Origin of the sequence: Rubrivivax gelatinosus, assembly GCF_004340905.1 — a bacterium.
Classification (GTDB): Bacteria; Pseudomonadota; Gammaproteobacteria; order Burkholderiales; family Burkholderiaceae_C; genus Rubrivivax; species Rubrivivax gelatinosus.
On the sequence record NZ_SLXD01000005.1, the window covers coordinates 180,507 to 206,068 of the forward strand.

11 protein-coding genes are annotated in these 25,562 nt (G+C 71.8%); 2 read left to right on the plus strand and 9 right to left on the minus strand.

Going from position 1 to position 25,562, the window contains the following annotated elements:
- Positions 1–2 precede the first annotated feature (2 nt).
- Both EV684_RS09785 and EV684_RS09790 read right to left on the minus strand, forming a co-directional pair.
- Positions 3–4,790, minus strand: a complete 4,788-nt coding sequence (locus EV684_RS09785) for a type I polyketide synthase (RefSeq protein WP_132646650.1) — start codon at positions 4,788–4,790, stop codon at positions 3–5.
- A complete protein-coding gene (locus EV684_RS09790) occupies positions 4,787–13,039 on the minus strand; it encodes a type I polyketide synthase (protein ID WP_132646652.1) in 8,253 nt (2,750 codons plus the stop codon). Before EV684_RS09790 ends, EV684_RS09785 begins: the two co-directional genes overlap by 4 nt.
- A gap of 550 nt (positions 13,040–13,589) precedes the next feature.
- On the opposite strand from EV684_RS09790, the gene EV684_RS09795 reads away from it, so the two are divergent.
- Positions 13,590–14,807, plus strand: a complete 1,218-nt coding sequence (locus EV684_RS09795; RefSeq protein ID WP_132646654.1) for a hypothetical protein — start codon at positions 13,590–13,592, stop codon at positions 14,805–14,807.
- 68 nt (positions 14,808–14,875) lie between these two features.
- Here the strand turns inward: EV684_RS09795 and EV684_RS09800 are convergent, their stop codons facing one another.
- Positions 14,876–16,087, minus strand: coding sequence for a hypothetical protein (locus EV684_RS09800; RefSeq protein ID WP_132646656.1), 1,212 nt, complete (start codon positions 16,085–16,087; stop codon positions 14,876–14,878).
- 238 nt (positions 16,088–16,325) lie between these two features.
- On the opposite strand from EV684_RS09800, the gene EV684_RS09805 reads away from it, so the two are divergent.
- Positions 16,326–17,600, plus strand: coding sequence for a TolB-like translocation protein (locus tag EV684_RS09805; protein ID WP_132646658.1), 1,275 nt, complete (start codon positions 16,326–16,328; stop codon positions 17,598–17,600).
- A gap of 14 nt (positions 17,601–17,614) precedes the next feature.
- Here the strand turns inward: EV684_RS09805 and EV684_RS09810 are convergent, their stop codons facing one another.
- From EV684_RS09810 to EV684_RS09835, 6 genes are all read right to left on the minus strand, one after another.
- A complete protein-coding gene (locus EV684_RS09810) occupies positions 17,615–19,120 on the minus strand; it encodes a methyl-accepting chemotaxis protein (protein ID WP_132646660.1) in 1,506 nt (501 codons plus the stop codon).
- Between the two features lie 179 nt (positions 19,121–19,299).
- The gene (locus EV684_RS09815) at positions 19,300–21,786 is read right to left on the minus strand and encodes an HlyD family secretion protein (protein ID WP_132646662.1); all 2,487 of its coding nucleotides are present in this window, start codon (positions 21,784–21,786) and stop codon (positions 19,300–19,302) included.
- Positions 21,783–23,249: an efflux transporter outer membrane subunit gene (locus EV684_RS09820; RefSeq protein WP_132646664.1), complete on the minus strand. Its 1,467-nt coding sequence runs from the start codon at positions 23,247–23,249 to the stop codon at positions 21,783–21,785. The genes EV684_RS09815 and EV684_RS09820 overlap by 4 nt, the downstream gene beginning before the upstream one ends.
- 13 nt (positions 23,250–23,262) lie before the next feature.
- Positions 23,263–23,676, minus strand: a complete 414-nt coding sequence (locus EV684_RS09825; protein ID WP_132646666.1) for a hypothetical protein — start codon at positions 23,674–23,676, stop codon at positions 23,263–23,265.
- Between the two features lie 161 nt (positions 23,677–23,837).
- Positions 23,838–24,743 carry a sulfotransferase family protein gene (locus EV684_RS09830; protein ID WP_132646668.1) on the minus strand — a complete coding sequence of 302 codons (906 nt, stop codon included), beginning with the start codon at positions 24,741–24,743 and terminating at the stop codon, positions 23,838–23,840.
- Positions 24,744–25,562, minus strand: a complete 819-nt coding sequence (locus EV684_RS09835; RefSeq protein WP_132646670.1) for a sulfatase-like hydrolase/transferase — start codon at positions 25,560–25,562, stop codon at positions 24,744–24,746.

Below are 25,562 nucleotides of genomic sequence, written 5' to 3' on the forward strand. Positions count from 1 at the left end.
CCTTATCCTGATACCTTTTCTTGATATTCGGCGAGTGCAATCACCGAATTCCCAACACGTTCAAGCAAAACTGGGACCATGATATCACCGGAGGTGACCACGGCCCGGCTCGCGACCCCCGATTCGAAGGCCACCGCGAAGGCCTCGGGCGCGCCTTGCAGGCCGGTTCCGAGAAATTTTGCCGCCGCTTCCTTGGCACACCACACGCGCAGCAGCGCGTCGTCGCGCGCGGGGGCCGGCTGCGCCGCCAGCCAGGCCCGTTCAGCCGGCGTGAACGCGGCTTCGAGCAGGTCCGGGCGCTGCACGCGGCCGATCTCCTCGGCATCGACGCCCACCGGCGCACCATCGTCGCGCAGCGCTGCGACATTCCAGCGCGTGCCGTGCGTCAGCGAGACCGCGGGTGCCGCCGCCAGGCTCTGCGTCCACCAGCCGTCGACGAAGGGCGCGCCGCGTTCGTCGTGGCCGACGACCACGTCCGACGGGTAGACGAGCTGGCCGGTGCTTTCGTGCAGCCAGTGGCGCACCAGCTCCTTCAGCGCCAGGCGGCCGTGCAGCCACTGGCGACGCTGGCGCAGGTTGTCGGGCAGCGCACGCCAGGCTTCACGCTCCTCCCAGGCCAGCGTGGCGTGCGCCAGCATGCGCAGGAAGATCGCGTTGGACTGGGCGCAGAAGGCCTCGGGCAGGCTTTCCAGCTGCCACAGCCGCGCGGCGCCCACCGGCGCCAGCGGCTCGCCGAGCCAGCCGCCCAGCGGGTCGCGGCGCACCTGGTAGAAGCGGTGCGGGACGTGGAAGAAGACGTTGACCAGGCCGTCCACGCGCACCAGCGGCCGGCCGTCGGCGCCGCAGGCCTCGAACTGCCAGCGCCGCGCGGCGGCGATGTCGCCGGCCTGCGAGGCGTCGACCGCGCGCTGGCGGCCGCGCAGCAGCAGGCCGGCCTCGGCGGCCGGTTGCCGGCCGAGCAGCTCGATGCGCTCGATCGTCGACGGGAAGCAGTTGAAGTCGGTGCCGACGTGCTCGGCCACCCAGCAGGCGGCGAGCTGGCCCATCGCGTCCATCAGCACCGGGTTCAGCACCATGGACGGCGTCGTCTCGCCGTCGAAGAAGCCGGCCAGGCTGCAGTCGCTCAGTTCGCAGTCGATGCCGCTCTCGTCCCAGCCGCGCACGTGCGCCAGGCTCTGGAAGATCGGCCCGTGGAACATGCCGACGTCGTAGATCGCCTGGCCGTCCCAGCGTGCGGCTCGCGGCGCGGCCAGCGCCGGCAGCGGCGCCAGGCGCGGCGTGTCGGCGAGCCGGAACAGCGCCGTCACGGCCGGCGCACCCCGCTGCGACAGCGTCGCGCGCCAGAGCCCGGTCTCGCCGGCCACCGGCTCGGCGACGACGTCCAGCGCCTGCGCCTCGTCGTCGAGCGCGATCCAGTCGAAGGCGCGCACCTGCTCGATGCTGGCGAAGTCGGCCGTGCCGGCCAGCGCCGCGGCAGCCTCGGCGAGGATCTCCAGGCTGGCCATCAGCGGCACGCAGGCCAGGCCGAAGAGATCGGGGTCGGTGTCCGAACCGCGGCCCGACAGCACGTGATCACGCAGGAAGGCGTCGCGGTGCACGGCGAGGTGGCAGCGCGCGACCAGGCGCTCGGGCGAGGCCTCGACCAGTTCGTCGAGGAACGGCGCCCAGGCCAGCGGGTCTTCGGCCGCCGGCTGCGGCTCGGCCGCGCCCGGTTGCCAGGCTTCGAGCAGCGACTGCTGCTGCGCCAGGAAGGCGCGCATCGTCGCGAAGTAGTCGGCCATCACCGCGGCGCGTGCGGCGGCCTCGCCGTCGTCGGGCCCGGCTTCGGGTTCGGCGGCCACCGCGGCCACTGGTTCGGCGGGCACCGGGACCTTCACCTCGACGACCGGCGCGCCGGCGGCACCGATGCGCTGCAGCAGCGCGCGGTCGGCGTCGGTCAGGCGCAGCACCGGCATCGTGTTGTCGAGCATCGGCCGTTCGCGCGGCACCGGCGCCGGCGCCGTCAGGTCGACGACGGCGACGCGGCGGCGGGCGTACAGCGCCTGCAGCGACATCGGCCGGCCGTGCACCCAGAGCTGGGCCAGCGTCGCCAGCAGCTGCTCCAGGCCGTGCTTGCGGCGCTGGTTGGAGGCCAGCGCCAGGTGCGGCTGGTCGGCCAGGATGTCGTCGACGAAGGCCGTCAGGTTGCCCGAGGGGCCGACCTCGACGAAGGCGCGCACGCCGTCGGCGACCATGGCCTGCACCGTCTCGCGGAAACGCACGGTCTGCGACCACTGCGCCCCGGCCAGCTTGCGCACCGCCGCCGGCGACGCCGGGAACAGCCCGGCCGACGCGCAGGAGTACAGCGGCACCCGCGGCGCGCCCAGCTTGATCGCCTTGTAGTGCTCGGCGAAGGCCGCGCTCATCGCGCCGAAGGACGGCGTGTGATAGCCGCGGTCGAAAGGCAGCGGCATGCAGATCGCGCCGATCGCGGTGAGCCGCGCCTGCACGGTGTCGATCGCCTCGCGCGTGCCGTACAGCACCAGCTGGTTGGCGCAGTTGTCCATCGCGACGTCGATCGCCAGCCCGGTGGCGGCCACCGTCTCGTGCACCATCGCCGAGGGCAGCGCGCCGACGGCCAGCAGCGCGCCGGTCGGGATCCTGCCTTCGGCCAGCACCTGGGCGTAGACGGCGTTCAGGTCGCGGATGAAATCGGCCAGGCGGGTGCGGTCCTCGGTGGGCAGCGCGCCGCTGGCGGCCAGCGCCGACGACTCGCCCGAGCTGTGGCCCAGCATCACGTCGGGCTCGACGCCCAGCGCACGCAGCAGCGAGTACATCGCCTGGCCGCCGATCATCACCGCCTCGCTGCCGACGTCCATGTCGTGCAGCCGCGCCTCGAGCTGCTTGCGGCGCTCGGGCGTCAGCTCGGTGGCCGGCGGGTAGACGATGTCGGTGCGGGTGTCGCCCGGCGCGTCGTCGTACAGGCCGCGCCAGAAGTCCAGCCAGTCGCGCACCTCGTCGAAGCACTGCGCCAGGTCGGCGAACATGCCCAGGTACTGCGAGCCTTCGCCGGGGAACAGGAAGGCCAGCTTGCCGTCCAGCGGGCGCGGCGAATAGAAGACGCCGGCGCGGGTCGCGAACGCCTTGTCGCCGGCGCTGCGCAGCTTGGGCAGCGCCTGCGCCAGGCCCTTGGCCAGCGCCTCGCGGCTCTTGGCGACGATCGCCAGGCGGGCCTCGCCGCCGCGGTCGGCGGCGGCCAGCGCGGCGGCGATCTCGGCCAGCGTCCAGCGCGGTTCACGCGCCAGTGCGGCGACCAGCGTCTCGACGGCGGCGGCCAGCGCCGTGGCGTCGGGCGCCGACAGCACGCAGAGCTCGAACGGCCAGCGCGCCAGCAGCGGCGGCCGCGCGGCGGACGCCGGCGCCTGCTCGACGATGGCGTGGGTGTTGATGCCGCCGAAGCCGAAGCTGTCGACGCCGGCGCGGCGCGGCTGGCCCAGCGGCGCGATCCAGGGCATGGGCTCGGTGTTGACGAACAGCGGCGTGCGTTCGAGGCCGAGCTCGGGGTTGACCTGCTCGCACAGCGTCGGCGGCAGCACGCGGTGGTGCAGCGCCAGCGCGGTCTTGATCAGCCCGGCGACGCCGGCGGCCGGGATGCAGTGGCTGATCATCGACTTGACCGAGCCGATCGCGATGCTGCCGCCGGCACCGCGGCGCGGGCCGAAGACGTTGGCGAGCGCGTTGATCTCGGTCTTGTCGCCCAGCGGGATGCCGGTGCCGTGGGCCTCGATCAGGCCGACGGTCGCCGGGTCGACGCCGCTGTGTTCGTAGGCGCGGCGGATCGACAGCGTCTCGCCGTCGACGCTGGGCGCCAGCAGGCCGGTGCCGCGGCCGTCGCTGGCCTGGCCGATGCCGCGCAGCACGGCGTAGATGCGGTCGCCGTCGGCCAGCGCGTCGGACAGGCGCTTGAGCACGACCATGCCCAGGCCTTCGCCGAGCAGCGTGCCGTCGCTGCCGGCCTCGAAGGGGCGCACGCGGCCGCGCGCGCTCAAGGCGCCGAGCTGGGTGAAGATCGTCGAGACGTCGGCGGGCAGCGAGGCGTTGACGCCACCGGCGATCATCATGCGGCTGCGGCCGGCGCGCAGTTCGTCGACCGCGGCGCTCACCGCCAGCAGCGACGACGAGCAGGCGGCGTCGACGAGGTAGTTCGGGCCCTTCAGGTTGAGCCGGTTGGCGATGCGCCCGGTCATCACGTTGGGCACCAGGCCCGGCGCGGTGTCGGCGCAGTGCGGCGGCAGCTTGGCCAGCAGCGCGCGGCGCAGCTCGGCCTCGCCGGCGGCGTCCAGCCCGGGCAGCGCGGCCTTCAGCAGCGCCATCGTCTGGTCGAGCACGATGTTGTGCTGGATGACGGTGACCTGGCCGCGGTGCAGGTAGGTGCTGTGGCCGAGGATGATGCCGGTGTCGCGGTGGTCGGCGTCGTGGCCGAGGTAGCCGGCGTCGGCGAGTGCGTCGCGCGCCACGCGCAGCGCCAGGTACTGGTCGGGTTCGCCGCCGTCCATCGAGTTCGGCATGATCCCGAACTCCCGCGGGTCGAAGCGGTACAGGTCCTTCAGCCAGCCGCCGCGCGGCGTCTTGATGCGGCCGTCGGCCAGGTAGCGCTCGGCGTCCCAGTTCTCCACCGGGTCGCCGACCGCGTCGACGCCGTCGAGGATGTTGTTCCAGAAGGCCTGCAGGTCCGGCGCGTCCGGGAAGATGCAGGCCATGCCGATCAGCGCGATCGGCTCGGGCGCGGTGTTGGGCGGGTTTCGGCTCATGCGTCGATCGCCGTGCGCGCGCTGCCGCCCAGGCGGTTCAGCGCGGCGCTGGCGATGCTCTCCAGTTCCTCGATCAGCATCACGGGCTCACCACGTTCGTCGCTGAACACCACGTTGGCGCGGATCAGCGTCGGGTCGTCGGTCGGGATGCGTTCGTACTCCATGCGCAGCCGTTCGGGGAAACGTTCGGCGTAGCGCACGACGCGGCCGAACTTCGCCGGCAGCGCCGATTCGTCGCGGAAGGCGCGTGCCCACAGCCAGGCCATCTGCGCCGCGGCGTCCAGCAGCGCCGGGTCGAAGACCCAGCCCGGCGCGTCGGCCGGCGTGCCGCGCAGCCAGCTCGACGGGTGCGTGGAGCGCACCGCCGTGCCGGCACCCTGCTGCGACAGGCCGTCGAAACGTTCGATGACCTGGAAGCGCGGGCCGTGGAACAGCCACTCGCCGTAGGCGCGTTCGACGGTCAGGCTCTTCTCGCGGTGCGGGCGCGGCACGATGCGTTCACCGGCCGGCAGCTGCTGCTCCAGCCGCACCACGCCCTTGTAGTGGGTGATGAAGCGGCCGGCGGCCAGTTCGCTCTGCAGCGCCGCGACGACCTCGAAGCCTTCGCTGCTGCCGTAGGGCGGCGGGCTGACCAGCACCCGCAGCGCACGCGCCGGCTCCTTCAGCTCGACGCCCTTCATCAGCCGGAACTCGCGCACCTCGACGACCTTCCAGCCCGGCCACAGCGTGGCCGCGGCCTCGGCGGTGATCTCCAGCGCGGCGGCCGCCGGCAGCACCGGCGTCGCGTCGATGACGTGTTCCTGCAGATAGAGGTGGCGCGCCACGTCCAGGCGCAGCGCGACGACCTGCTCGCCGCGGCCGGCGTCGAGCACACGCGCGGCGCCCAGCAGCGCGCCGAGCTCGGGGCCTTCGGGCTCGGGCGCCCGTTCGCGCCAGGCGCCGATCTCGGCTTCGTGGCGCTCCCAGGGGCCGGCGCCGCAGACCACCTCGACCGGGCCGCCGGCCGGGCGCGAGATCTCGTCGGCGAAGAGCTTGCGCCCCACGGCCGCGCTGACCAGCGTCACGCCCTTGGCAGCGAACTTGGCCTCGGTCTCTTCGGTCACCATGCCGGCGCCGAACTTCGTCGGGCCCCACGGGCCCCAGCACAGCGCGCTGACGGCGACACGGCCGTCCCAGCGCCCGCGCAGGTGCTCGCAGATGCGGTTCATCAGCTCGTTGGCGGTGGCGTAGTCGCCCTGCCCGCTGTTGCCGTAGCGCCCGGCGACCGAGCTGAAGACGGTGAGGAACTTCAGGCTCTGCGGACGCAGCCACTTCTGCAGCAGCAGCAGGCCGACGACCTTGGTGTCGACGACGCGGCGCCAGCTCGCCGTGCTCTTGTCGGCGATCAGCTTGTCCTCGATGACGCCGGCGCCGTGCACGACGCCGTCGAGGCGGCCGTGGCGGGCGTAGACGCCGTCGAGCAGCGCGCGCATCGAGCCCTCGTCGGTGACGTCCACCGCGTGGTACTCGACGGCGGCGCCGCTGGCGCGAAAGTCGGCGATGTTGGCGCGCATCTCGCGCAGGCCCAGCAAGGCCTGCACATGGCGGTTGATCTCGCCCGGCTTCATCGCCAGCGCGCCGCGGCGCACCTCGGCGATGAAGTGGGTGCGCAGCGCCGCGGCGTCGGCCAGCGCCGCCAGCTCGGCGGGTTCGGCCTCGGGCAGCGTGCTGCGGCCGGTCAGCACCAGCGTGTTGCCGGGCCGTGCCAGCTCGCGCAGCACCTCGGCGGTGATGCCGCGTGCACCGCCGGTGGCGAGCACGACGACGCCTTGCAGCGCGACACGCGGCGCGTCGGCCGGCAGCTCGGCCACAACGCTGCGGAACACGGTGCGCTGGCCGCCGGGGTAGCCGACTTCCTGGCGGCCGCCGTCGAGCTCGAGCTCGTCGAACAGCGCCTGGGCGTGGGCCAGCGCGGTCTGCGTCGGGTCGAGGTCGACGGCCTTGACACGCAGCGTCGGCCGCTCCTCGCGCAGCGACTTCAGCAGGCCGGGCGCGCCGCCGGCCAGCGGCAGCGCCTCGGGCGCGCGGCCGCGGCCGAACAGGCCGCCCAGCGTGCTGGCGGCGAGCACATGGGCCTCGGGCACGAAGGCGGCGCTCAGTTCACGCAGCAGCACGAACAGCGCCTGGTCGCCGGCGGCGAGCGCCGCGCGCCAGTCGTCGGGGCCGGCGTCGGCACCGGGTTGCGGCGCGTCGACCGGGCTCAGGAAGACCAGCCCGGCGACGGGCGCGACGCGGTGCGTGGCGCACCAGGCGACCAGCGCCGCCTCGTCGGCGAGCAGCGCCGGGTCCAGGCGCTCGACCGTGGCGCCGCGTTCGGCCAGGCGCGTGGCCAGGCCGTCGGCGAGCGTGCCGCGGTCGGGCACGATCAGGTAGCGCCCGGCGGCGAGACGGCGCGCGGCCGTCCCGGGCAGGGCTTCGGGTGTCGGTTCGATCAGATGCCGAGACGGGGCATGGCCGGCGACGACGGCGCCGGCCACCGGGGTGCCCGCCTCGGCACGTTCAAAAGGGACGGCCGCCCCTTCCTTGGCCGAGCCGATCAGGTCGAGCATGCCGTTGAGCGTCGGCTGCGTGTTCAGCTTGCTGCGGCGGTCGACCAGCGCGGCGCGCCAGCCTTCGGGCAGCGCCTGCAGCATCGCGCCGACGACCTCGATGCGCTTGATGCTGTCGATGCCGAGGTCGGACTCGAGGTTCTGGTCCAGGCCGACCATGTCCTTCGGGTAGCCGGTCTTCTCCTCGACGATCGCGAGCAGCATCTCGGCGAGCTTGTCGCGCGACAGCGCGGCAGCCGGGGCGGCCGCGGCCACCGGGGCGGGGGCGGCGACGGGGGCGGCGGGTGCCACCGGCGCGACCGGGGCCGCGGCGACCACCGGGGCCGGCGGCACGACCGGTGCGACCGGAGCCACGGGGGCCGCCGGCACGACCGGCGCCGACGCGACGACGGGCGCCACGGGCACGGCCTCGGCGACCCGCGGCAACACCATCGTCGGCATCGGGCGGGCGCGCAGCGCACGCGCCGGCGCGGCCGGCTGCTGGCCGAGGAAGGCGGCCATCACGCGTTCCTGCGACTCCAGGAACTGGCGCATCGTCTCGAAGTACTCGGCCAGCACGGCGGCGTCGGCCGTGGCGGGCATTGGTCGTCGTTCATCCATCGTTCGGACCCTCCGGGAAAACTGGGACGTGATCGGGGTTGCGGAGCGCACTGGTGCGGCCGCGGGCATGACTTGCGGGACGGCCGCCGGGGCGGCCGCGGGGTTCGGGGCGAGCTGCGGGGCAGCCTGCGGGGCGGCCGCAGCGGCCGCGGGCGGCGCCGCCAGCGCGGCCTGGGCCTGCTCCAGCGTCACGCCGACCGGCTTGACCGGGTCGGCGAGGCGGCGCACGCCGGCACCGTTGATGACCCAGGCGGTGCGCGCCGGCGTCTCGCGACGGTCGATCGAGGCCAGCCGTTCGGGGTCGCCGACGCGGCAGTCGCGGCCGGCGAACAGCGGCTCGACGTCGAGCGCGGCGCCGGCCACCAGCAGCTGGCCGATGCCGGCCAGCAGCCCGGCCAGGCCGCTGCCGTCGTCCAGCGCGACGGCCACGTGCGGCTGTTCCTGCAGGATGCGGCCGACCAGGCGCGACAGCACCGCCTTCGGGCCCACCTCGACGAACAGGCGGGCGCCGTCGTCGTGCATCTGGCGCACCTGGGCGACGAACTCGACCGGCTTGACCAGGTGCTCGGCCATCAGCTGGCGGCTGCGCGCCGGCTCGGCCGGGTGCGGCCGCGCGGTGGCGTTGGCGTAGACGGGGATCGCCGTCGGCTGCCAGGGCGTGGCGTCGATCAGCGCCGACAGCGGCCCCTGCGCCGGCTTGACCAGCACCGAGTGGAAGGCCGCGGCCACCGGGATGGCCTGCGCCTCGATGCCGGCGGCGGCGCACTTGGCCACAGCCGCCTCGACGCCGGCACGCGTGCCCGAGACGATGCTCTGCAGCGGCGCGTTGTGGTTGGCGACGATGACGTCGGGCAGGTCGGCGATCAGCTGCTCGACGACACCGCGCTCGGCCGGCACCGCGGCCATCGTGCCGAGCTCGGCGCCGGCATCCTGGGCGGCGTCGACGATGAAACGCCCGCGTGCCGCCGACAGCGCCATCAGCGCACCGAAGTCGATCGCGCCGGCGGCATGCTGGGCGACGAACTCGCCGTAGCTGTGGCCGGCGGCCATGTCGGCCTGGAAACCCAGCGCCTGCAGCAGCCGCCACAGGCCGACCTCCAGCGCGCCGAGCGCGGGCTGGGCGACGTCGGTGCTGGTCAGCGCACGGCGCGCGGCCTCCTGGGCGGCGTCGTCGTAGGCCGCACGCGGGAACAGGAACTCGCCCAGCGTCTTGCCGAAACGCTGCTTGAACGGCACCCGCAGCGCGGTCTCGGCGTCGGCCAGCGCGTCGGCCACTGGCGGCAGGTACAGCGCCGCTTCGCGGCCCATGCCGGTGTACTGCGAGCCCTGGCCCGGGAACAGCACCGCGACCTTGCCGCCGAGCGGCGCGCCGGCGCGGTGGAACACCCCCGGCGGTGCGGCCTTGGCCTCGCCGCGCAGGAAAGCTGCCGCCGCGGCGAGTTTGGTCGCCAGTTCCTCGGGGCTGCGCGCGACCAGCGCCAGGCGCTCGGCGGCGCCGCCCTGCCAGCGGCGCGCCAGGCTGGCGGCCAGGTCGCGCAGCTCGACCGGCGTGGCCGCCAGCTCGGCGTGCAGCGCCGTCAGGCGCGAGACCAGCGCCTCGCGGCTGTCGGCCGAGAACAGCAGCAGCTCGGCCGGCCAGCGCCGCGCGGTGGCGCTGCGCAGCCAGGGCCGGTACTCGCGCTGGTACTCCTCCATCACGACGTGGAAGTTGGTGCCGCCGAAGCCGAAGGCGCTGCAGGCGGCACGCCGCGGCTGCTCGCCGGGCAGCCAGGGCAGCGCGTCGCCGATGACGTGCAGCGGCGTGTCGGCACGCTTGAGCGTCGGGTTCGGATCGCTCACGCCCAGGTGCGGCGGCAGCACCTTGTGGTGCAGCGCCAGCGCGGCCTTGACCAGGCCGGCGACGCCGGCGGTGGCCTTGGTGTGGCCGATCATCGTCTTCACCGAGCCGACGACGGCGCCGTGGGCGCGCGCGCCCTCCTCCAGCATCAGCCGCGTCGTGCTTTCCAGCTCCGCGGTGTCGCCGGCGACGGTGCCGGTGCCGTGCGCCTCGAACAGGCCGACGGTGGACGGGCCGAAGCCGGCCATCTGGTAGGCGCGGCGCATCGCACGCAGCTGGCCCGCGGGCAACGGCGCGGTCAGGCCCTTGGCGTTGCCGTCGCTGGAGCCGCCGACACCCTTGATGACGGCGTAGATGCGGTCGCCGTCGCGCTCGGCGTCGGCCAGGCGCTTCAAGGCCACCATCGCGATGCCTTCGCTGATGACGATGCCGTCGCCCGAGGCGTCGAAGGTGTTGCAGCGGCCGCGCGGCGACAGCGCCTGCGTCTTGCTGAAACACAGGTAGCCGAACGGGCCCTGCACGGTGTCGACGCCGCCGGCGATGACGATGTCGCTGCGCCCGGCGGCCAGTTCGGTGACGCCCTGGTAGACCGCGGCCAGCGACGAGGCGCAGGCGGCGTCGGTCGTGAAGTTGACGCCGCCGAAGTTCAGCCGGTTGGCGATGCGCCCGGCGATGACGTTCAGCAGGATGCCGGCGAAGGAATCCTCGGTCCACTCGGGCAGGCGTTCGGCGACCTCGGCCGGCAGCTGGCCCGAGAAACGCGGCAGCTCCGAGCGCAGGCCGTACTGCGAGCCGACGTCGCCGGTGCCGCCGCTGGCGCCGACGATCACCGAGGCGCGTTCGCGGTCGAAGGGCTTGCGGTCGTAGCCGGCGTCGGCGAGCGTGCGGCGCGCGACTTCCAGCGCCATCAGCTGCATCGGGTCGACGGCCTCGATCGACTTCGGCGGCATGCCGTAGCGTGTCGGGTCGAAGACCAGGTCGTCGATGAAGCCGCCCCACTTCGAATAGATCTTGTCCGGCGCGTGGCGGTCGCTGTCGTAGTACAGGCGCCAGTCCCAGCGGTGCGGCGGGATCTCGGTGATCGCGTCGACCTTGGCCAGGATGTTGTCCCAGTAGGCGGCCAGCGAGTCGGCCTTGGGCAGCAGCGTGGCCAGGCCGACGATGGCGATGTCGACCGGGCCGGTGGCGGCCACCGGCGCGGCCTGGCGCGCGTCGGCCGCAGCGGCGAGCAGCGCGGCGGCGCCGGCCGTCACGTCGTCGTGCAGCGAGGCGACGGTCGTGACGCCGTCGCGCAGCGTCGCCACCTGGCCGAGCATGTACATGCCGTCGGCGTACTGCTGGTGTTCGTCCAGCGTCGTCAGCTTGCCTTCCTCGCCGATGCGCGTCGTGCCCTTGGAGGCGATGCGCAGCCGGCCCATGATCAGGTCGTCGAGCACGCGGCGGCTCTCTTCGCCGGCCACCTTCTGCTCGCGCAGCTCGGCGCGCTTCTTGAAGAACTCCTGCGCGAACGGCGTGTAGCCGCAGCGGCTGGCGTGGCCGGGGCCGGACTCGAGGCTGACGGTGTGGCGGCAGGCGATGACCTCCTGCTGGAACTTGGCCACCACCGCACCCGAGGCGACGATCTCCTCGGTGAACAGGTAGGCGCTGCCCATCAGCACGCCGACCTTGACGCCGCGCGCGACCAGCGGCGCGGCCAGCACCTGCACGAAGGCCGACGAGGCGGCGTCGTGGATGCCGCCGGCGAACAGCAGCTGCAGCTCGGCCGGCGCGACGCGGCGCGCGTCGATCTCGTCGGCGATTCGGTCGACCATCGTCGACCAGAGCACGAAGCTCGACAGCGGGCCGATGTGGCCGCCGCACTCGCGGCCCTCGAAGATGAAACGCCGCGCGCCTTCCTGGACGAACAGCGGGATCAGGTTGGCCGAGGGCACGTGCAGGAAGGTCGGCACGCCCGAGGCCTCGAGCTTGACGGCCTGGTCGGGCCGGCCGCCGGCGATCAGCGCGTAGGCCGGCTTGTACTGCGTGGCCAGCGCGAGCTGCTCGTCGAGCAGCGCCTGCGGCGCGAAGCCCAGCAGGCCGATGCCCCAGGGCTTGCCGCCCAGCAGCTGCTGGGTGCGCGCGAGCAGCTTGTCCAGCGGCGCACCCTTGAGCAGCGCGAAGGCGACCATCGGCAGGCCGCCGCCGTCGGCCACGGCCTGGGCGAAGTCGGCGACGTCGGAGACGCGCGTCATCGGGCCCTGCACGATCGGGAAACGCAGGCCCAGCGCCTGGGCCAGCGGCGCGCCTTCGGCAACCGGCGGCTGGGCCGCGACCAGCGCGAGCTGGGTCGCGACCGCACCGTCGAAGGCCTTCAGCACCGCGGCCAGGTGGCCGTAACGCTTGCGCCAGTCGGCTGCGAAGCAGACGTCGTGGCCCACCGGCAGCAGGCCGGCGCGCGGGTCGTCCCAGTTGATGCGACCGGCGACCTTGGCACGCAGCGCGGCAACGCCGCAGCCGTCGCCCTCGGTGATCAGCGCCTTGGCCACGGCGTGGCCCGGGCGGCTCAGGATGCGGAAGTACTCGCCGTGCTCGCCGTCGCCGACGGCCACGGTCTCGTTGCCCGACAGGCCGGCGATGACCGCCTGGCCGGCTTCGCCCAGGCGCGCCTCGTCGAGCAGCAGGACCTGCGAGTCGAGCGCGCCGCCGGCCACACCCAGCGCGGCGCAGCCCGCGGCGACGGCCGGCGTCAGGCCGCCGCGCACGTGCAGCGGCAGCGCCGTGCGGCCGCGCCACTTCTGCAGCAGGATGAAGCTGGCGTCCTCGCCGACGAAGCCACCGGCCTCGTTGCCCTTGAGCAGCAGCGCGTCGACGTCGGTGTCCAGCGGCCCGGCCGGCCAGTCCGGCGTCGTCAGCTCGGCCATCACACGCAGGCCGGCGGCGCGCAGCGCGGCCAGCGTGTCGCGTGCGGCCGGCACCGCGGCGGCATCGATCAGCAGCCAGGCCAGGCCCGCGGCACGCGCGGCGACCAGGCGCTCGGCGTCGCCGTCGGCCAGCGCCGGCAGCTTCAGCGCGTGGCCGCCGTCGGTGGCCGCGGCCACGGCGGCGAGCGCCGGGGCCCAGCGCGCCGGGTCGGCGTCGAGCTCGTGGTTGACGACGCCGACGGCGCCGGCGCGGCAGGCCGCGATCGCCAGCGACACGTCATCGTGTCCGGCCGGGGTGAGGACGAAGGTCTGGAAGAGGCTCATCTCAGGGGCGGGACAAACCGAGGCCGACGAGGGCCGGGGCGGCGTCACGCATCGTGCGATGCGTCACCGAAGAGGTGCCCACGCGGCAGGCGCGTGAACAAAGGTGAAGAAACGGGAAGCGGTTGGAAACTGAGAGCATCGTGAGGCTTGGTAACCCCGGTCCGGCGGGGTCGCGCTCCGACCTCTTCTTCCCGTGCACCAATTTCGTACTGAAGTTATCACGAGAACGCGTGCGTACCGGGCGTGGCAGGGCTCGCGTCACCCACCCGAGGGGGCCGCACTCAGGGCGTGCGCGAACAATCGCACGGCCCGACTCGGCGCGGCTTCGCGTGACGGGCGTTGACAGTGCATTGCATTGCACCAAATGGCTTAACAGACGCGACACGAGAGCCTCGTGTGCAAGTCCGATGCCGCCAAAGCCGCCGGAACGCGCCGATCCCGGGATCCGGGGGGAGCCGGGGCCGGAACACGGCCCGGAGAATGCTCGCGCCCGTCCCGGTCGCGCCGCTGGACTCGGCCCGCGCGTCACAACCGGCCCTCGGAGGAAACCATGCCCAATGCCACGGCGCGGCAGCGCTGCCGCACCCGCTTCCGGCTCGCCGCCGCGGCACTGGCCGCCTCGGCGGCCTTCCTGCTGCCCGCCTGGGCGGGCACGCCGCTGCGTGCGGTCGAGACCGATCTCGCGAGCGACAACGAACGCATGATCTCGTACCGCCACCAGCAGCACATGTGGCTCACGCCCGACGGCGCGATGCACCTGGTGATGAACCGCGGCAGCTACGAGCCCGGCGGGCTGGCGCTCTACAGCAGCCGTGACGGTGTCGCCTGGCAGCTGGCCCACGCGTTCGCCGACACCGACGACAAGTCCACCGCCGACGTTCAGCTGCAGGGCGAGGACGCGCACGTCGTCTATCACACGGCCGCCGGCAGCGTGGTGCACGAGCTGCTGCACTACGACGCGGCGGCCGGCTGGGCCTCCTCGGGCGCGCAGGCCGCGTTCGCGAGCAACCGCATCTCGGCGCAGAACCCGGCGATCGCGGTCGACGCGCAGGGCGGGCTGTGGGTCGGGTTCCTGGCGCGCACCAAGCTGTCCAACCAGGGCAACCTGCGTGTCGTGCACCGCCCGGCCGGCGGCGGCTGGACCGACCCCGGCCTCGTCTTCGGCCCGACCGACAACCGCGCCGTCGAACGCAGCGCGCGCCCGGCGGCCATTCCCGGGGGCGTCGGCATGGTGTGGACGGTGCGCGAGGTGACCTACTTCTCGCGCCGGCTCGACGGCGATGCCCCGGGGGCGCCCTGGAGCACCGAGACCGTCCACGTGGGCACCGTCGAGAGTTCGCTGGCCGACCCGTACGCGAGCCACTTCAACGTGGTCACCGACGCCGCCGGCGGGGTGCACCTGGTCACGGTGGACAACTACGACATCCTGCACTTTCGCCGTGACCCGCAGACGCAGTCCTGGGACGGGCCGCGCCTGGTCGACGACACACGCAAGGTCGCCTATGCCCAGATGGGCCTGTTCAACGGCAACCCGGTCGTCGGCTACACGGTGCAGCGCGGCAAGGGCACCTTCGAGACGGGTGACGCGCTCGGCCTCGCCTGGGACCCGACCTACGAGCTGGCCATGGTGCCCGCGGTGCCCGGCATCAACTACAACACCGCGCGCATCGAGCTGCCGGCAGCCGCCGCCGGCACGATGCCGGTGCTGCAGCAGTACGACGTGTCGGGCGTGCAGCGCCTGATGCTGTACCGGGTGCCGACACCCTGAAACGACGAAGCCGGCGTCCACGCGGGCGCCGGCTTCGTGTCAGGCCGGCGCGGCGGCCGGCCTTGAGTTCAGAGCCCGGGGTCGGCGAACCAGACGCCGTCGGAGCACTCGGGCTTGCGGCAGGTCTTGTAGCGGCCGCTGTCGGAGACGTCGGGCACCAGGCGGTTGTAGTAGACGCGCGGGCCGGCATCGGTGATGAAGACCTCGGGGTCGGTGCGCGTGCGCAGCGGCTCGGTCGGCGTGATGCGCTTGAAGACCGGCGCCGTGGCGTCGATGTTGGAGACCCAGACCTCGGAGCGGAACTTGTTCGGCCGCACCGTCTGCGACATGAAGATGTAGGACTTGCCGTTCCAGGTGAAGGGCTCGGGCGAGTAGATCTTGTTGCCGCGCACCGCGCTCTGGCTGTAGACGGCCTTCCAGCTGCCCGAGACCTTGCGGTAGACACGCAGCTCGGTCTGGTCGACGAGCGTGAAGAACACCAGCTCGTGGCCGTACTCGGGCGCGCACCACATCCAGACCTCGTACTTCTGGCCCGCGTCGAAGGTCAGCTGCTGCGAGGTGTTGCTGTCGAAGTCGCGGTAGAAGACCTGGTCGACGCCGTCGACGGTGACCGGATAGACGACGGCGCGCGAGCCGGCGATGTCCGGGCGCGAGCAGATCACGTGGCGCACCGGGTAGTTGGAGTCGGGGAAGTCCTCGATGCGGCGTTCGGTCGACGGCGCAAGCAGCTCGGCCCAGTAGTGGACCTCGCGGTTGTCGACGTAGCTGATGCGCGGCGAAGGATCGCCGGCGAGGTTGCTCCCGTACGGTGCCTTGCGCACCGCATCGGACAGGAAAGTGCTCGTCCAGGTGCCGTCGCCGTTGTCCCAGGCCAGCCCGATGCGCGAGTTGCCGTCGGTGTGGCGGCCGTTGTACTTGGTGTGCACCAGCACTTCGCCGGTGGCCGTCGGCACCCATTCGGGGCCGTTCTTGGTCTTCTGAGCGTCCTGGAAGGTCATCGAGTTGGCGTCGACGACGATGCCGCGGCCGTCGGCCGGGACGAACTTGCCGGTGGCGCGCTCGACGCCGGCGACCCACAGGTTGCCCAGCGTGTCGTTCCAGGCGATCTGGGCCCGCGACTGGCTGAACTCGTAGTCGATCAGCTCGGCCTCGGGCGAGGCCTGGGTCTCGTTCGGAGCCCAGGTCTGGGCCGGCGCGTTGGCGGACAGTGCGGCCAGCGCGGCGGCAGCGAGCGGCAGCCGCCAGCACAGCAGCGCGCGGGTCAGGACGGATGAGGGCATGGAACCTCGCGAAGAGTCGGACAGTGGGACAAGCCAAGCAAACCGAGGACCGGAATGCGTGTAACTGGACCTTAACGAGCCCCCGATTCGCGGGCAACGCTCGGCGGCGCGCCGGCACACGAACACGGGGTGCACGAGGCCGACGGGCTTTACATCCCGACCCCGCGAAACGAGGGGCAGCCCGCCATCACCGGTTCGGGGCTTGCTTGCTAGGATCATCCGAACCAATGGAGTCGCCATGAACGACAAAAGCTCTCCCCGCCGTCCGCGTCAGGCGGGCGTCGCCGCAGCGCTGGGCGTCGCCTGCCTGGCCTTCGTGCCCGCGGCGCGTGCCGCCACCCTGCCCGAGGTCCAGGTGACCAAGGCCGCGATTCCCGACTTCGAGTTCGACTCGGCGCGCAACGGCAAGCTCTGCGCGAGCTGCAATGGCGGCCAGAGCAACTCGCTGTTCGCGTTCACAGCCGCCGACGGCAAGCTCTGGGTCGCGACGGTCGACTTCCAGACCGGCGCCTTCTACCCGCCCGACGGCCACGGCGTGCTCGTGGACACCGAGACCGCGCCGGTGGTCGACTTCGGCAACGGCCCGGAGTGGATGTCCGGTGCCTCGGGCTCGCGCATCGTCTACACGCGCTACAAGAGCGGCGCCACGCACAGCGAGAGCACGGCGCAGATCGGCATGGCGACGATGCTCAATGGCAGCTGGACGCCCTCGGTGCTGGCCAACTCCGCCGGCCGTGCGACGCCCGACGGGTCCAAGGACGACACCGACACCGACCCGCGCATCAACTACATCGCCGCGGACAAGAGCGCGCTCTTCTGGCGCAAGATGTCCAAGAGCTCGACCGAGGTCACGATGCCGATCTCGGATCTCACCGGCGGCAACTCCCGCCGCTGGGTCCCGGGCACGCGCAAGATCATCTTCCAGGGCCACGTCGCCACCGACCCGCGCCTCGTCGACCAGGTCTTCACCTACGACACCGACAGCGGCGCCGTCGAGCAGCTCACCTTCGACAAGGTCGGCAAGTACGGCGGCTTCATGTGGAAGGCGCCCGAGTACAACAACGAGTACGTCTTCTTCACGATGGCGGACTTCCGCCGCAAGATCCTCGTCTACCGCAAGGTCGCCGGCACCGACGGCGTCAAGCGCTGGACGGTGACCAAGACGATCACGCCGCCGACCCAGCTGCCCTTCTTCTGGTCGCCCGAGGTGTTCACGCACAACGGCCGCTCGTACATCTTCACCGTCGTCAGCCCGTCCAACAAGTTCTGGGACAAGGCCTACCCGACGCACCTGGCGATCACCGGCATCGACCCGCTGAAGCAGAACTTCAAGATGCTGACGAACGACACGACCAAGCCGCGCGTGCGGCTGGACCCGGAGTACTTCATCACCGCCAAGGGCCCGTTCATCTACTACAACCGCATGGTGCCGGTGACGGACAAGTACCCGGAAGGTGTCAACGACGGCGTCTGGTACGTCGACACCGGACTCGGCGCGCCGGTCTCGAAGTAAGGCCTGGGGCCGCTTCAGGCCAGACGGAAGCCCCCGACCAGCGTCGTCAGCTTGCGCGCCTGCTCGCGCAGGCTGGCGGCAGCGGCGGTCGATTCCTCGACCAGCGCCGCGTTCTGCTGCGTCGACTGCTCGATCTGCACGACCGCGACGTTGACGCCGCCGATGCCCTCGCTCTGCGCGGCCGTCGTCGCGCTGATCCCGTCGACGACCTCGCCGACACGCTGCACCGCGGCGACGATCTCGGCCATCGATCGCCCGGCGTCGCCGGCGCAGCGTGTGCCCGACGCCACCTCGCGGACCGAATCGTCGATCAGCGCCTTGATCTCGCGCGCGGCCTCGGCCGAGCGCTGCGCCAGCAGGCGCACCTCGCCGGCGACGACGGCAAAGCCGCGCCCCTGTTCGCCCGCACGCGCGGCCTCGACCGCCGCGTTGAGCGCCAGGATGTTGGTCTGGAAGGCGATGCCGTCGATCGTCGCGATGATCTCGGCCACGCGGCGGCTGCTGCGCTCGATCTCGGCCATCGAGCGCACGAGCTGGTCGACGACGCCGCCGCCGCTGCGCGCGACGTCGCCGGCTGAACGCGCCAGCGCATCGGCGTTGCGCGCCGACTCGGCGGTCTGACGCACCGTCTCGGTGAGCGTCTGCATCGTGCTGGCCGTGGCCTCGAGGCTCGAGGCGGTGCTCTCGGTGCGCGCGCTCAGGTCGGCGTTGCCGGCGGCGACCTCGCGGCTGGCGACCTCGATCGACTCGGCCACCTCGTGCACCTGGCCGACCAGCGAACGCAGCGCCTGCTGCATGTGGGCGATCTCCGCGCTCAGACGGTCGGTCTCGGCCTCGCCGGCAGCACGCGCGAGCGGCTGCGCCAGGTCGCCGTCGGCGATGCGCCGTGCCGCCGCCTGCAGCGTGGCCAGCGGCCGCGTGATGCCGCGCGTGAGCGTCCAGCCCATCGCGACCGCGGCGACGATGGCGACGATCGACACGACGATTGCCGTGGCGCGCAACTCCTCCATCGCGCTGACGGCCCGGGCCGAGATCTCGCGCTGGCGCTGCTGCTGGAAGGCCAGCATCTGCGCCGACACCTGGATGTACTCGGCCGTGACCTGCTGGAAACGCGCGCCCTCCTCGGCGACGCGTGCGCTGTCGTCGCCTGCAGCCAGCAGCGCCTTGCGCTGGTCGAGGTAACGCTGACGCACCCCGCCGAGCGCCTCGAGGCCGGCGCGCCCGCCCTCGGTGGTCTCAAGTTCGGTGTATCGCTTCTGGATCTCGCTCGTGCGCGCGGTGACGGCCTTCATGCGCTCGGCGAAGGTCCGCTCCAGCCCGGCGTCGCGCGTCAGGCCGATGGCCAGCGCCCGCTGCGAGTTGACCTGGATGTTCTGATGCCACTCGTGCGCCAGCGCCAGACGCTCCGCCTGGACGCCGACCAGCTCCTCGCTGGACCGCTCGGCTCGTGCGATCAGCGCGAGCACCGCGCCGAGCACCACCAGCATCAAGGCGACGACGACGCCGAAGCCAAGAGCCATCCTGGCCCCGATGCGAAGACGCGAGAGCACCGACATTCCGACCCCAAAGGTGTAAAACTGACATCAAATGATACCTATGACACTACCCAGGGTATGCGGAAAAATGCACGCGGCCCGGGAGCCGAAGCCGCCGGGCCGCGTCGTCCACCCCTCGGCGGGGCGGGGTCGGGTTCAGTCGATCAAGGCAGCCACGACCAGACCTGGACGTTGACGAAGCGCACCACCGCCTGGCTGAAGGCCTGCCAGACCGGCATCGTGCCGGCGTCGACCTTGGCGTAGCCGGTCATGCCCGACTTCAGGTCACCGGCGCCGTTGTCGACGACGGCGACGACCTTGACGATGCGTCCGGTGGGCTTGACGCTGACGTTGCCGTCGATGCGGTCGACCTTGCCGACGAAGGTGCGGTCGTTGAACGCGTTCGGCCGTACGCGCACCGGCGCGCCGACCTTGACGTAGCCGATCTCGCCTTCGGGCACGTCGATCTCGACCGTCATCGAGCCGACGGCCTCGACGGTGGCGAAGGGCGCGCCCTTGTCGAGCACACTGTTGAGACGGTCCTTCAGGTGCAGCGACAGGATGGTGCCGTCGAAGGGCATGGCCATCACGGTGCGGCCGGCGCGGCCCTCGAGCTCGGCGCGCTGCTGCACGAGCGACTGCAGCGTCGCCTCCTCGGCGGCGATGCGGTCCGGCGGCGTGCCGGCCTTGACCAGCGCCAGCGCGGCTTCGCGCTGCACGACTTCGCCGCGGTCGACCTCGGCTTCCTTGCGCGCGGTGTCCAGCTCCTCGAACGAGATCGTGCGTTCCTTGAACATGCGCTCCAGGCGCGGCACGCGTTCGCCGCTGAAGCGGGCGCGCTGGCGCGCGGTCTCCAGGTCGCTCTGCGCGACCGCGACCTCTTCCTTGCGCGGCCGCGACTTCAGCTCGGCCACCACCGCCCGCTGCGCGGCGATGCGCGCGTCGAAGGTCTGCAGCTGGGCCTTCATGTCGGTGCTGGCGACACGGGCGATGACCTTGCCCTTGGCGACGCTCTCGCCGCCGTCGAAGTTGACTTCCTCGACGATGCCGCCGACGTCGGTCGTGATGACCTGGCGCGCCGCGGGGAAGATCTCGAAGTCGCCGCCGGCGTCGTACGGGTAGGGCAGGAACAGCAGCAGGATGAAGGTGACGACGAGCGCACGCTTCATGTAGTACCAGGTGCGGCTCTTCGGCGCCTCGGCCTGCGCCTGCTCGGACGCCTCGGAGGGCAGCGCGCGCTTGCGCCAGCGTTCGAACTGCTGCGAACGTTCGTAGGCGCGCGTGATCAGCTGGAAGCGCCGCGTCGTGCGCACCGCGAGGAACACACCGAGCGCGACGACGACGATCAGCGCCGCGCCGCCCAGGCGCATCTCCTTGATCAGGAAGTGGCCGCTGACGTAGACGATCAGCAGCACCACCAGGTAGGCGTAGACGAAGCTGGCGAGCGCGAAGGTCGTCAGCAGCATCTGGCCACGCTCGGTGCTCGCACCGCCGCGCAGGCGGTCGAGGAAGGCGCGGTAGGCCTTGCCACGCAGCTGCGGCTCGTCGACGAAGGCGGCCAGCAGGTGGTAGCCGTTGCCCTTGACCAGCGGGTTGCCGCCCTCGACGAGCAGGTTCACCGCGCACAGGAAGGTCAGGCCCAGGCCGATGTTGGTCAGGCCCTCGTAGCGGCCGCGCGCGTTGTACCAGATGAGCACGCCGATGCTGAACAGCAGCACGCGCGTGAGCAGCGGGCCGGCGTGCATCCACATGCGCTCGCGACGCGACAGCTGCATCGTGTGCCGGATCGGCACCATGAAACGCGGGAAGAAGCCGAAGCGCAGGCCGATGCCCAGATCGCCCAGGCTGGCGCGGAACTTCTGCGCCACCAGCGACTGCGTCACGACGACGGCCAGGTTGATCGTCACCAGGCTGAACAGCGCGTGCACGGCCAGCGTCGTGGCGCTGCGCAGCGAGGTGATGTCGCCCCACAGCAGCTGGAAGTTGCGCAGCACGAGGATCAGCGCCACCAGCGCGATCAGCGGCAGCAGGTAGATCGCGTACTTCAGTGGCTCGACGATCGGCAGCAGCGTGGACGCCAGCGGCTGCATCGGGAAGAACTTGAACAGCTGGCGCGTCTGGCGCGGGTCCAGGCTGTCGGCCTCGTTGACGCCGGCCGGCAGCACCGCGTCCTCGGGCAGTTCGTCGGGCGCGCCGGGCGTCGGCCCGGGCGCGGGCGAGGCGCCCGGCGCGGTGCCGGCCTTGGGCGTCTGCGACGCCATCTTGACCGCCAGCTCCTCGAAGGACTTGGGCTTGATCAGGCCCTGCTCGAGCGCGTAGCCCTGGCGCGTGAACGGCTTGAGCAGCGGATGTTTGGCAGCCTCGTCGTCGAGCAGCTTCTGGTCGGCCAGCTGGGCGAAGAAGCTCATCACCTCGTGTTCGGTGATCTCGCGGCCGAAGCGGTCGGCAAACACCGACAGCAGCTTGTCGGCGGTCTCGCAGCCGGGCAGCACCTCGAGGATGAAGAACTGCCACTGCTCGACGTCGTAGGTCTTGTCGGCGAGCTTGTCGCGCAGCACGTAGCTCGTCTTGTCGCCCCGGACGATGCGGAAGGCCTGGAGGCGGCGCGGCAGGTAGGCGGGCAGCGCCACCAGCTTGGTTTGATCACTCATCGGGAGGTCGTCGTCGATTGGGCGGTGGAAGCGGTGACGGCAGGCAGCGACCAGCCGCCGCCCAGCGCCTTGTAGAGGGAGACGAAGGCGTCGGCGCGCGCGTAGCGGGTCTGGTTCTGCAGCTGCAGCCCCGAGGCCAGCGAACGTTCGGCGTCCAGCACCTGGAAGTAGTCGTCGCGGCCCAGGTCGTAGCGCCGCTGCGCCACCTCGCGCTGGCGCTCCAGCACGGCGATGTTCTCGTCGCGCAGCGCCATCTGCGTCTCGATCTTCTGGCGGCCGACGAGCGCGTCCTGCACCTCGTGCAGCGCGGTCTGGACCGACTTCAGGAACTCGATGGCGGCCTGGCGCTGCAGCGCCTCGGCCTCGCGCACCTGGCCGGTGAGCCGGCCGCCGGTGAAGATCGGGCCGAAGAAGGTCAGGCCGAAGCTGCCGAAGTTGGAGGTCAGCTGGTCGAGCTTGCCGAGTTCGCTGCTGGCGAAGCCCGAGCTGCTGGTCAGGCCGATCGTCGGATAGAACTGCGCCTTGGCGACGCCGATGCGGGCGTTGGCCGAGATCAGCTCCTGCTCGCGCTGGCGCACGTCGGGGCGCTGGGCGAGCAGGTCCGCCGGCAGGCCGGCGGGCACCACCGGCAGCTTCAGCGCCTGCAGCGAACCGCGCGGCAGCGCCCCCGGGTTGCGCCCGGCGAGCGCGCCGAGCGCGTTCTCCAGCGCCGCGATCTCGGCCTCCTTGGCCGGGATCTCGGCGGAGCGCTGCTGCCACTGCGAACGTGCGTGCAGCACCGGCAGCTCCGAGCTGCCGCCGTTGTCCCAGCGCGATTGCGCCAGCGCCAGCGCATCGGCCTCGACCTTCACGCTGCGCTGGAGCAGTTCGAGTTCGCGGTCCAGCGACAGCAGGCGCAGGTAACCGGCGGCGGCCTTGGCGACCATCGCCATCTCCAGCGCACGGCGGCCTTCCTGGCCGGCCATCAGGTTGGCGAACGCGGACTCGTCGGCGCGACGGAGCTTGCCCCAGAGGTCGAGCTCCCAGCGGATCGCGCCGGAGACGGTGTAGTTGTTGTCCACCGGCTCGGTGCCGCGGTTGAGCGGCGACTGGCGGTTCTCGCTCAGCGTGTCGCGCGTGCGCTGGCCTTCGTAGCCGACCTGCGGCAGGCCTTCCGAGCGGCTGACCTGCAGGAAGGCGTCGAGCTGCTCGACCCGGTGCGCGGCGATGCGCAGGTCGGGGTTGTTCGCCAGCACGTCGTGCACCAGCGTGTCCAGGTTGGGGTCGCCGAAGGCCGACCACCAGGCGGTGTCCAGCGCCTCGTGCGCGGCGGCCTGCGGCGCGGACGCGGCCTCGGCGTAGCGCGCCGGCAGCTCGGTTTCAGGACGGCGGTAATCGGGGCCGGTGGTGCAGCCGGCCAGCAGCGCGGCAAGCGCGACGGCCGCGAGCGCGCCGGGCGGATGAAGAGGACGGAGGTCGGGCATGGGGTCGGGATCTCTACTCGCGCTCGGTGCGCTCCAGGACGTCGAGCGCCAGCGCCTCGATCTCGCGCACGCGCAGCAGCCGCGTCTGCAGCTCCAGCAGCATCGCCTCGAACCAGCGGACCTGGTACTCGAGCTGGCGGCGCTCGTCGATGATGTCCTCGATCGGCGCGTTCGCCGGCGGCTGGCCGTGCTCGTCGAAGAGGATCTTGATGGACTCGGCGACCTGGCGGTTGCCGTTGATGTAGTGGACCTGCTTCTCGACGAACTTCTTCGCCTTGCGGGCCTTGAACTCGCGCAGCAGCGCGTCGCGCAGGCCACGCTGTGCCGGCGACAGCCGGCTCAGGTCGGGGTGGGTCGTGACCGGCTTGCCGTCGATCGGGCCGAGCTTGGGGCGCTGGCCCAGCGGGGGGGTGTCGGAATCACTCATGTCAGAAACGTGTTGGCCCAGTTGCGGGGCCAGGCAGCGAACCGCACTCGACCCGCAGGCCCATGCGATCAAGCTTCCCGCCGCGGATCCGGCTCTGCCGGTCCGCCGGCGGACGGCCCCCTCGGGGGGTAGCGAGCGAAAGCGAGCTTGGGGGCCTCATGTCAATAGCCGAACTCGCGCGCGAGTTCGACGACCTCGGGCTTCAGGCCCTGGCCGTCCTCGCGCCAGGGCACCGGCTTGTCCAGCGGCGGCACCTTGACCTTGTGCGGGCGGAAGGTCGGGCCGGAGAGGAAGTTCGGGTCGTTGCCGAACAGCGCATCCAGCGGCCCGAAGCAGGCGAACGGCGAGCGTTCGGGATGCATCATGTCGTCGAGCGCGTCGGCGTCGTCGCGGATGCCCAGCCAGCGGCAGATCATGCCGAGGAACTTCGGCGGGTCGTTCATCACGTCCTCGCCGCGGATGCGCATCTGGCGCTCGGCGGGGATCGTGTCGAGGAAGTTCAGGATGTTGATGTTCAGGTCGTACCAGGCGAACTGCGGCTCGACGATGGCGCGGTCATCGAGGAAGTCGATCGAGTTGACGAAGAGCGCGAAGGTGCCCTCGTACAGGCTCATCACCGACTTGCACTGGCCCACCGGGTGGCGCGTCAGGTGCAGGTAGCGGGCGTCGGGGAAGGCCTCGCGGATGCGCAGCAGGCGCTGGATGTCCACCGTGTAGGCCGGGCTCTTCTCGACCGCGATCAGCGGGTCGATCTTGTCGACCAGCTCGCGGTAGATCTCGCCCGACGTCAGGTTCTGGCGCGCCGCGCACCAGTGGGTGGCCATGCGCACGCTGTCCATCGTCTGCTCGCCGCCGTAGATCTCGGCGACGGCACGCAGCAGGCCGTGGCGCGTCTTGGCCTCGCTGCCCATCTCGTCGGTGGAGCGCACCCACAGGTCGACGAGGCGCTCGACGTTGAACAGGCACAGCTCCGGCAGGCCGAAGCACTGCGGATGCTGGCCCAGCATCGCGTTCATCAGCGAGGTGTAGGACCTCGGCGGCGCCAGCAGGAACAGAGGCGCGGCCATTCAGCCCAGCCGTCCCTCGACGAAGGGAACCTCGAAACACTTCTCGTGCATGATCGGCCCGTGGCCGAAGAAGCCGTCCTCGCCGAAGAGTTCGCCGTGGTCGGCGGTGACGATGAAGTGCGTGTTCGGCGGCGCCATCTCCATGATGCGGCCGATCTGCACGTCGCAGTACTCGATGCACTTGATCTGCTGCAGGCGCAGCATCTCCATCTGCCCGGGCTCGAAGCCGCGTTTGCCCTGGGTGGCCTCGGCCACCGCGTCCATGCCCTTCAACGCGCCGTGCAGGCCCGAGATGTGCGGCAGGTCGGCACCCGACAGCATGTACGGGTAGTGCGTCTCGCCGACGTTGAAGAAGTAGTAGTGCGGCTCGTCGTCGGGGAACTCCATCTCCCCGACCATGCCCTTGAAGTCGTTGTGATTGGGCATGAGCTTGTAGTCGTCGAAGTCGCGGCTGATCAGCGTGCTCTTGTTGAGCACCGGCATCGAGACCTTGGCGACGGTGCGGTAGCCGAGCTTGCGCAGCACCTTGGGCAGCGACAGGTCGGGCAGGAACTCCTTGAACGCGATGTCGGCGCAGCCGGTGCGCTCGCGCCACTGGGCGAACTCGTCCTTGTAGACCTCCGAGGCGAAGACATCCTTGGGGCTCGTGTGCGGCAGCATGCCCATCGCGAAGGTGTGGTGCGACGGCGCCGTCCACGAGGCGTACGAGTAGCGCTTCTGCGCCGCGCCCAGGCGGTCGACGTTCGGCGTTTTCGCGGCGACGAAGCTGTCGTAGCGGCAGCTGTCGAGGACGATGAAGACGATGTGGTTCAGGCTCAT

Coding starts and splice junctions, on each gene's coding strand:
- EV684_RS09785 (WP_132646650.1), bottom strand. CDS start 4,790: ATGAGCCGAAACCCGCCCAACACCGCGCCCGAGCCGATCGCGCTGATC.
- EV684_RS09790 (WP_132646652.1), bottom strand. CDS start 13,039: ATGAGCCTCTTCCAGACCTTCGTCCTCACCCCGGCCGGACACGATGAC.
- EV684_RS09795 (WP_132646654.1), top strand. CDS start 13,590: ATGCCCAATGCCACGGCGCGGCAGCGCTGCCGCACCCGCTTCCGGCTC.
- EV684_RS09800 (WP_132646656.1), bottom strand. CDS start 16,087: ATGCCCTCATCCGTCCTGACCCGCGCGCTGCTGTGCTGGCGGCTGCCG.
- EV684_RS09805 (WP_132646658.1), top strand. CDS start 16,326: ATGAACGACAAAAGCTCTCCCCGCCGTCCGCGTCAGGCGGGCGTCGCC.
- EV684_RS09810 (WP_132646660.1), bottom strand. CDS start 19,120: ATGGCTCTTGGCTTCGGCGTCGTCGTCGCCTTGATGCTGGTGGTGCTC.
- EV684_RS09815 (WP_132646662.1), bottom strand. CDS start 21,786: ATGAGTGATCAAACCAAGCTGGTGGCGCTGCCCGCCTACCTGCCGCGC.
- EV684_RS09820 (WP_132646664.1), bottom strand. CDS start 23,249: ATGCCCGACCTCCGTCCTCTTCATCCGCCCGGCGCGCTCGCGGCCGTC.
- EV684_RS09825 (WP_132646666.1), bottom strand. CDS start 23,676: ATGAGTGATTCCGACACCCCCCCGCTGGGCCAGCGCCCCAAGCTCGGC.
- EV684_RS09830 (WP_132646668.1), bottom strand. CDS start 24,743: ATGGCCGCGCCTCTGTTCCTGCTGGCGCCGCCGAGGTCCTACACCTCG.
- EV684_RS09835 (WP_132646670.1), bottom strand. CDS start 25,562: ATGAGCCTGAACCACATCGTCTTCATCGTCCTCGACAGCTGCCGCTAC.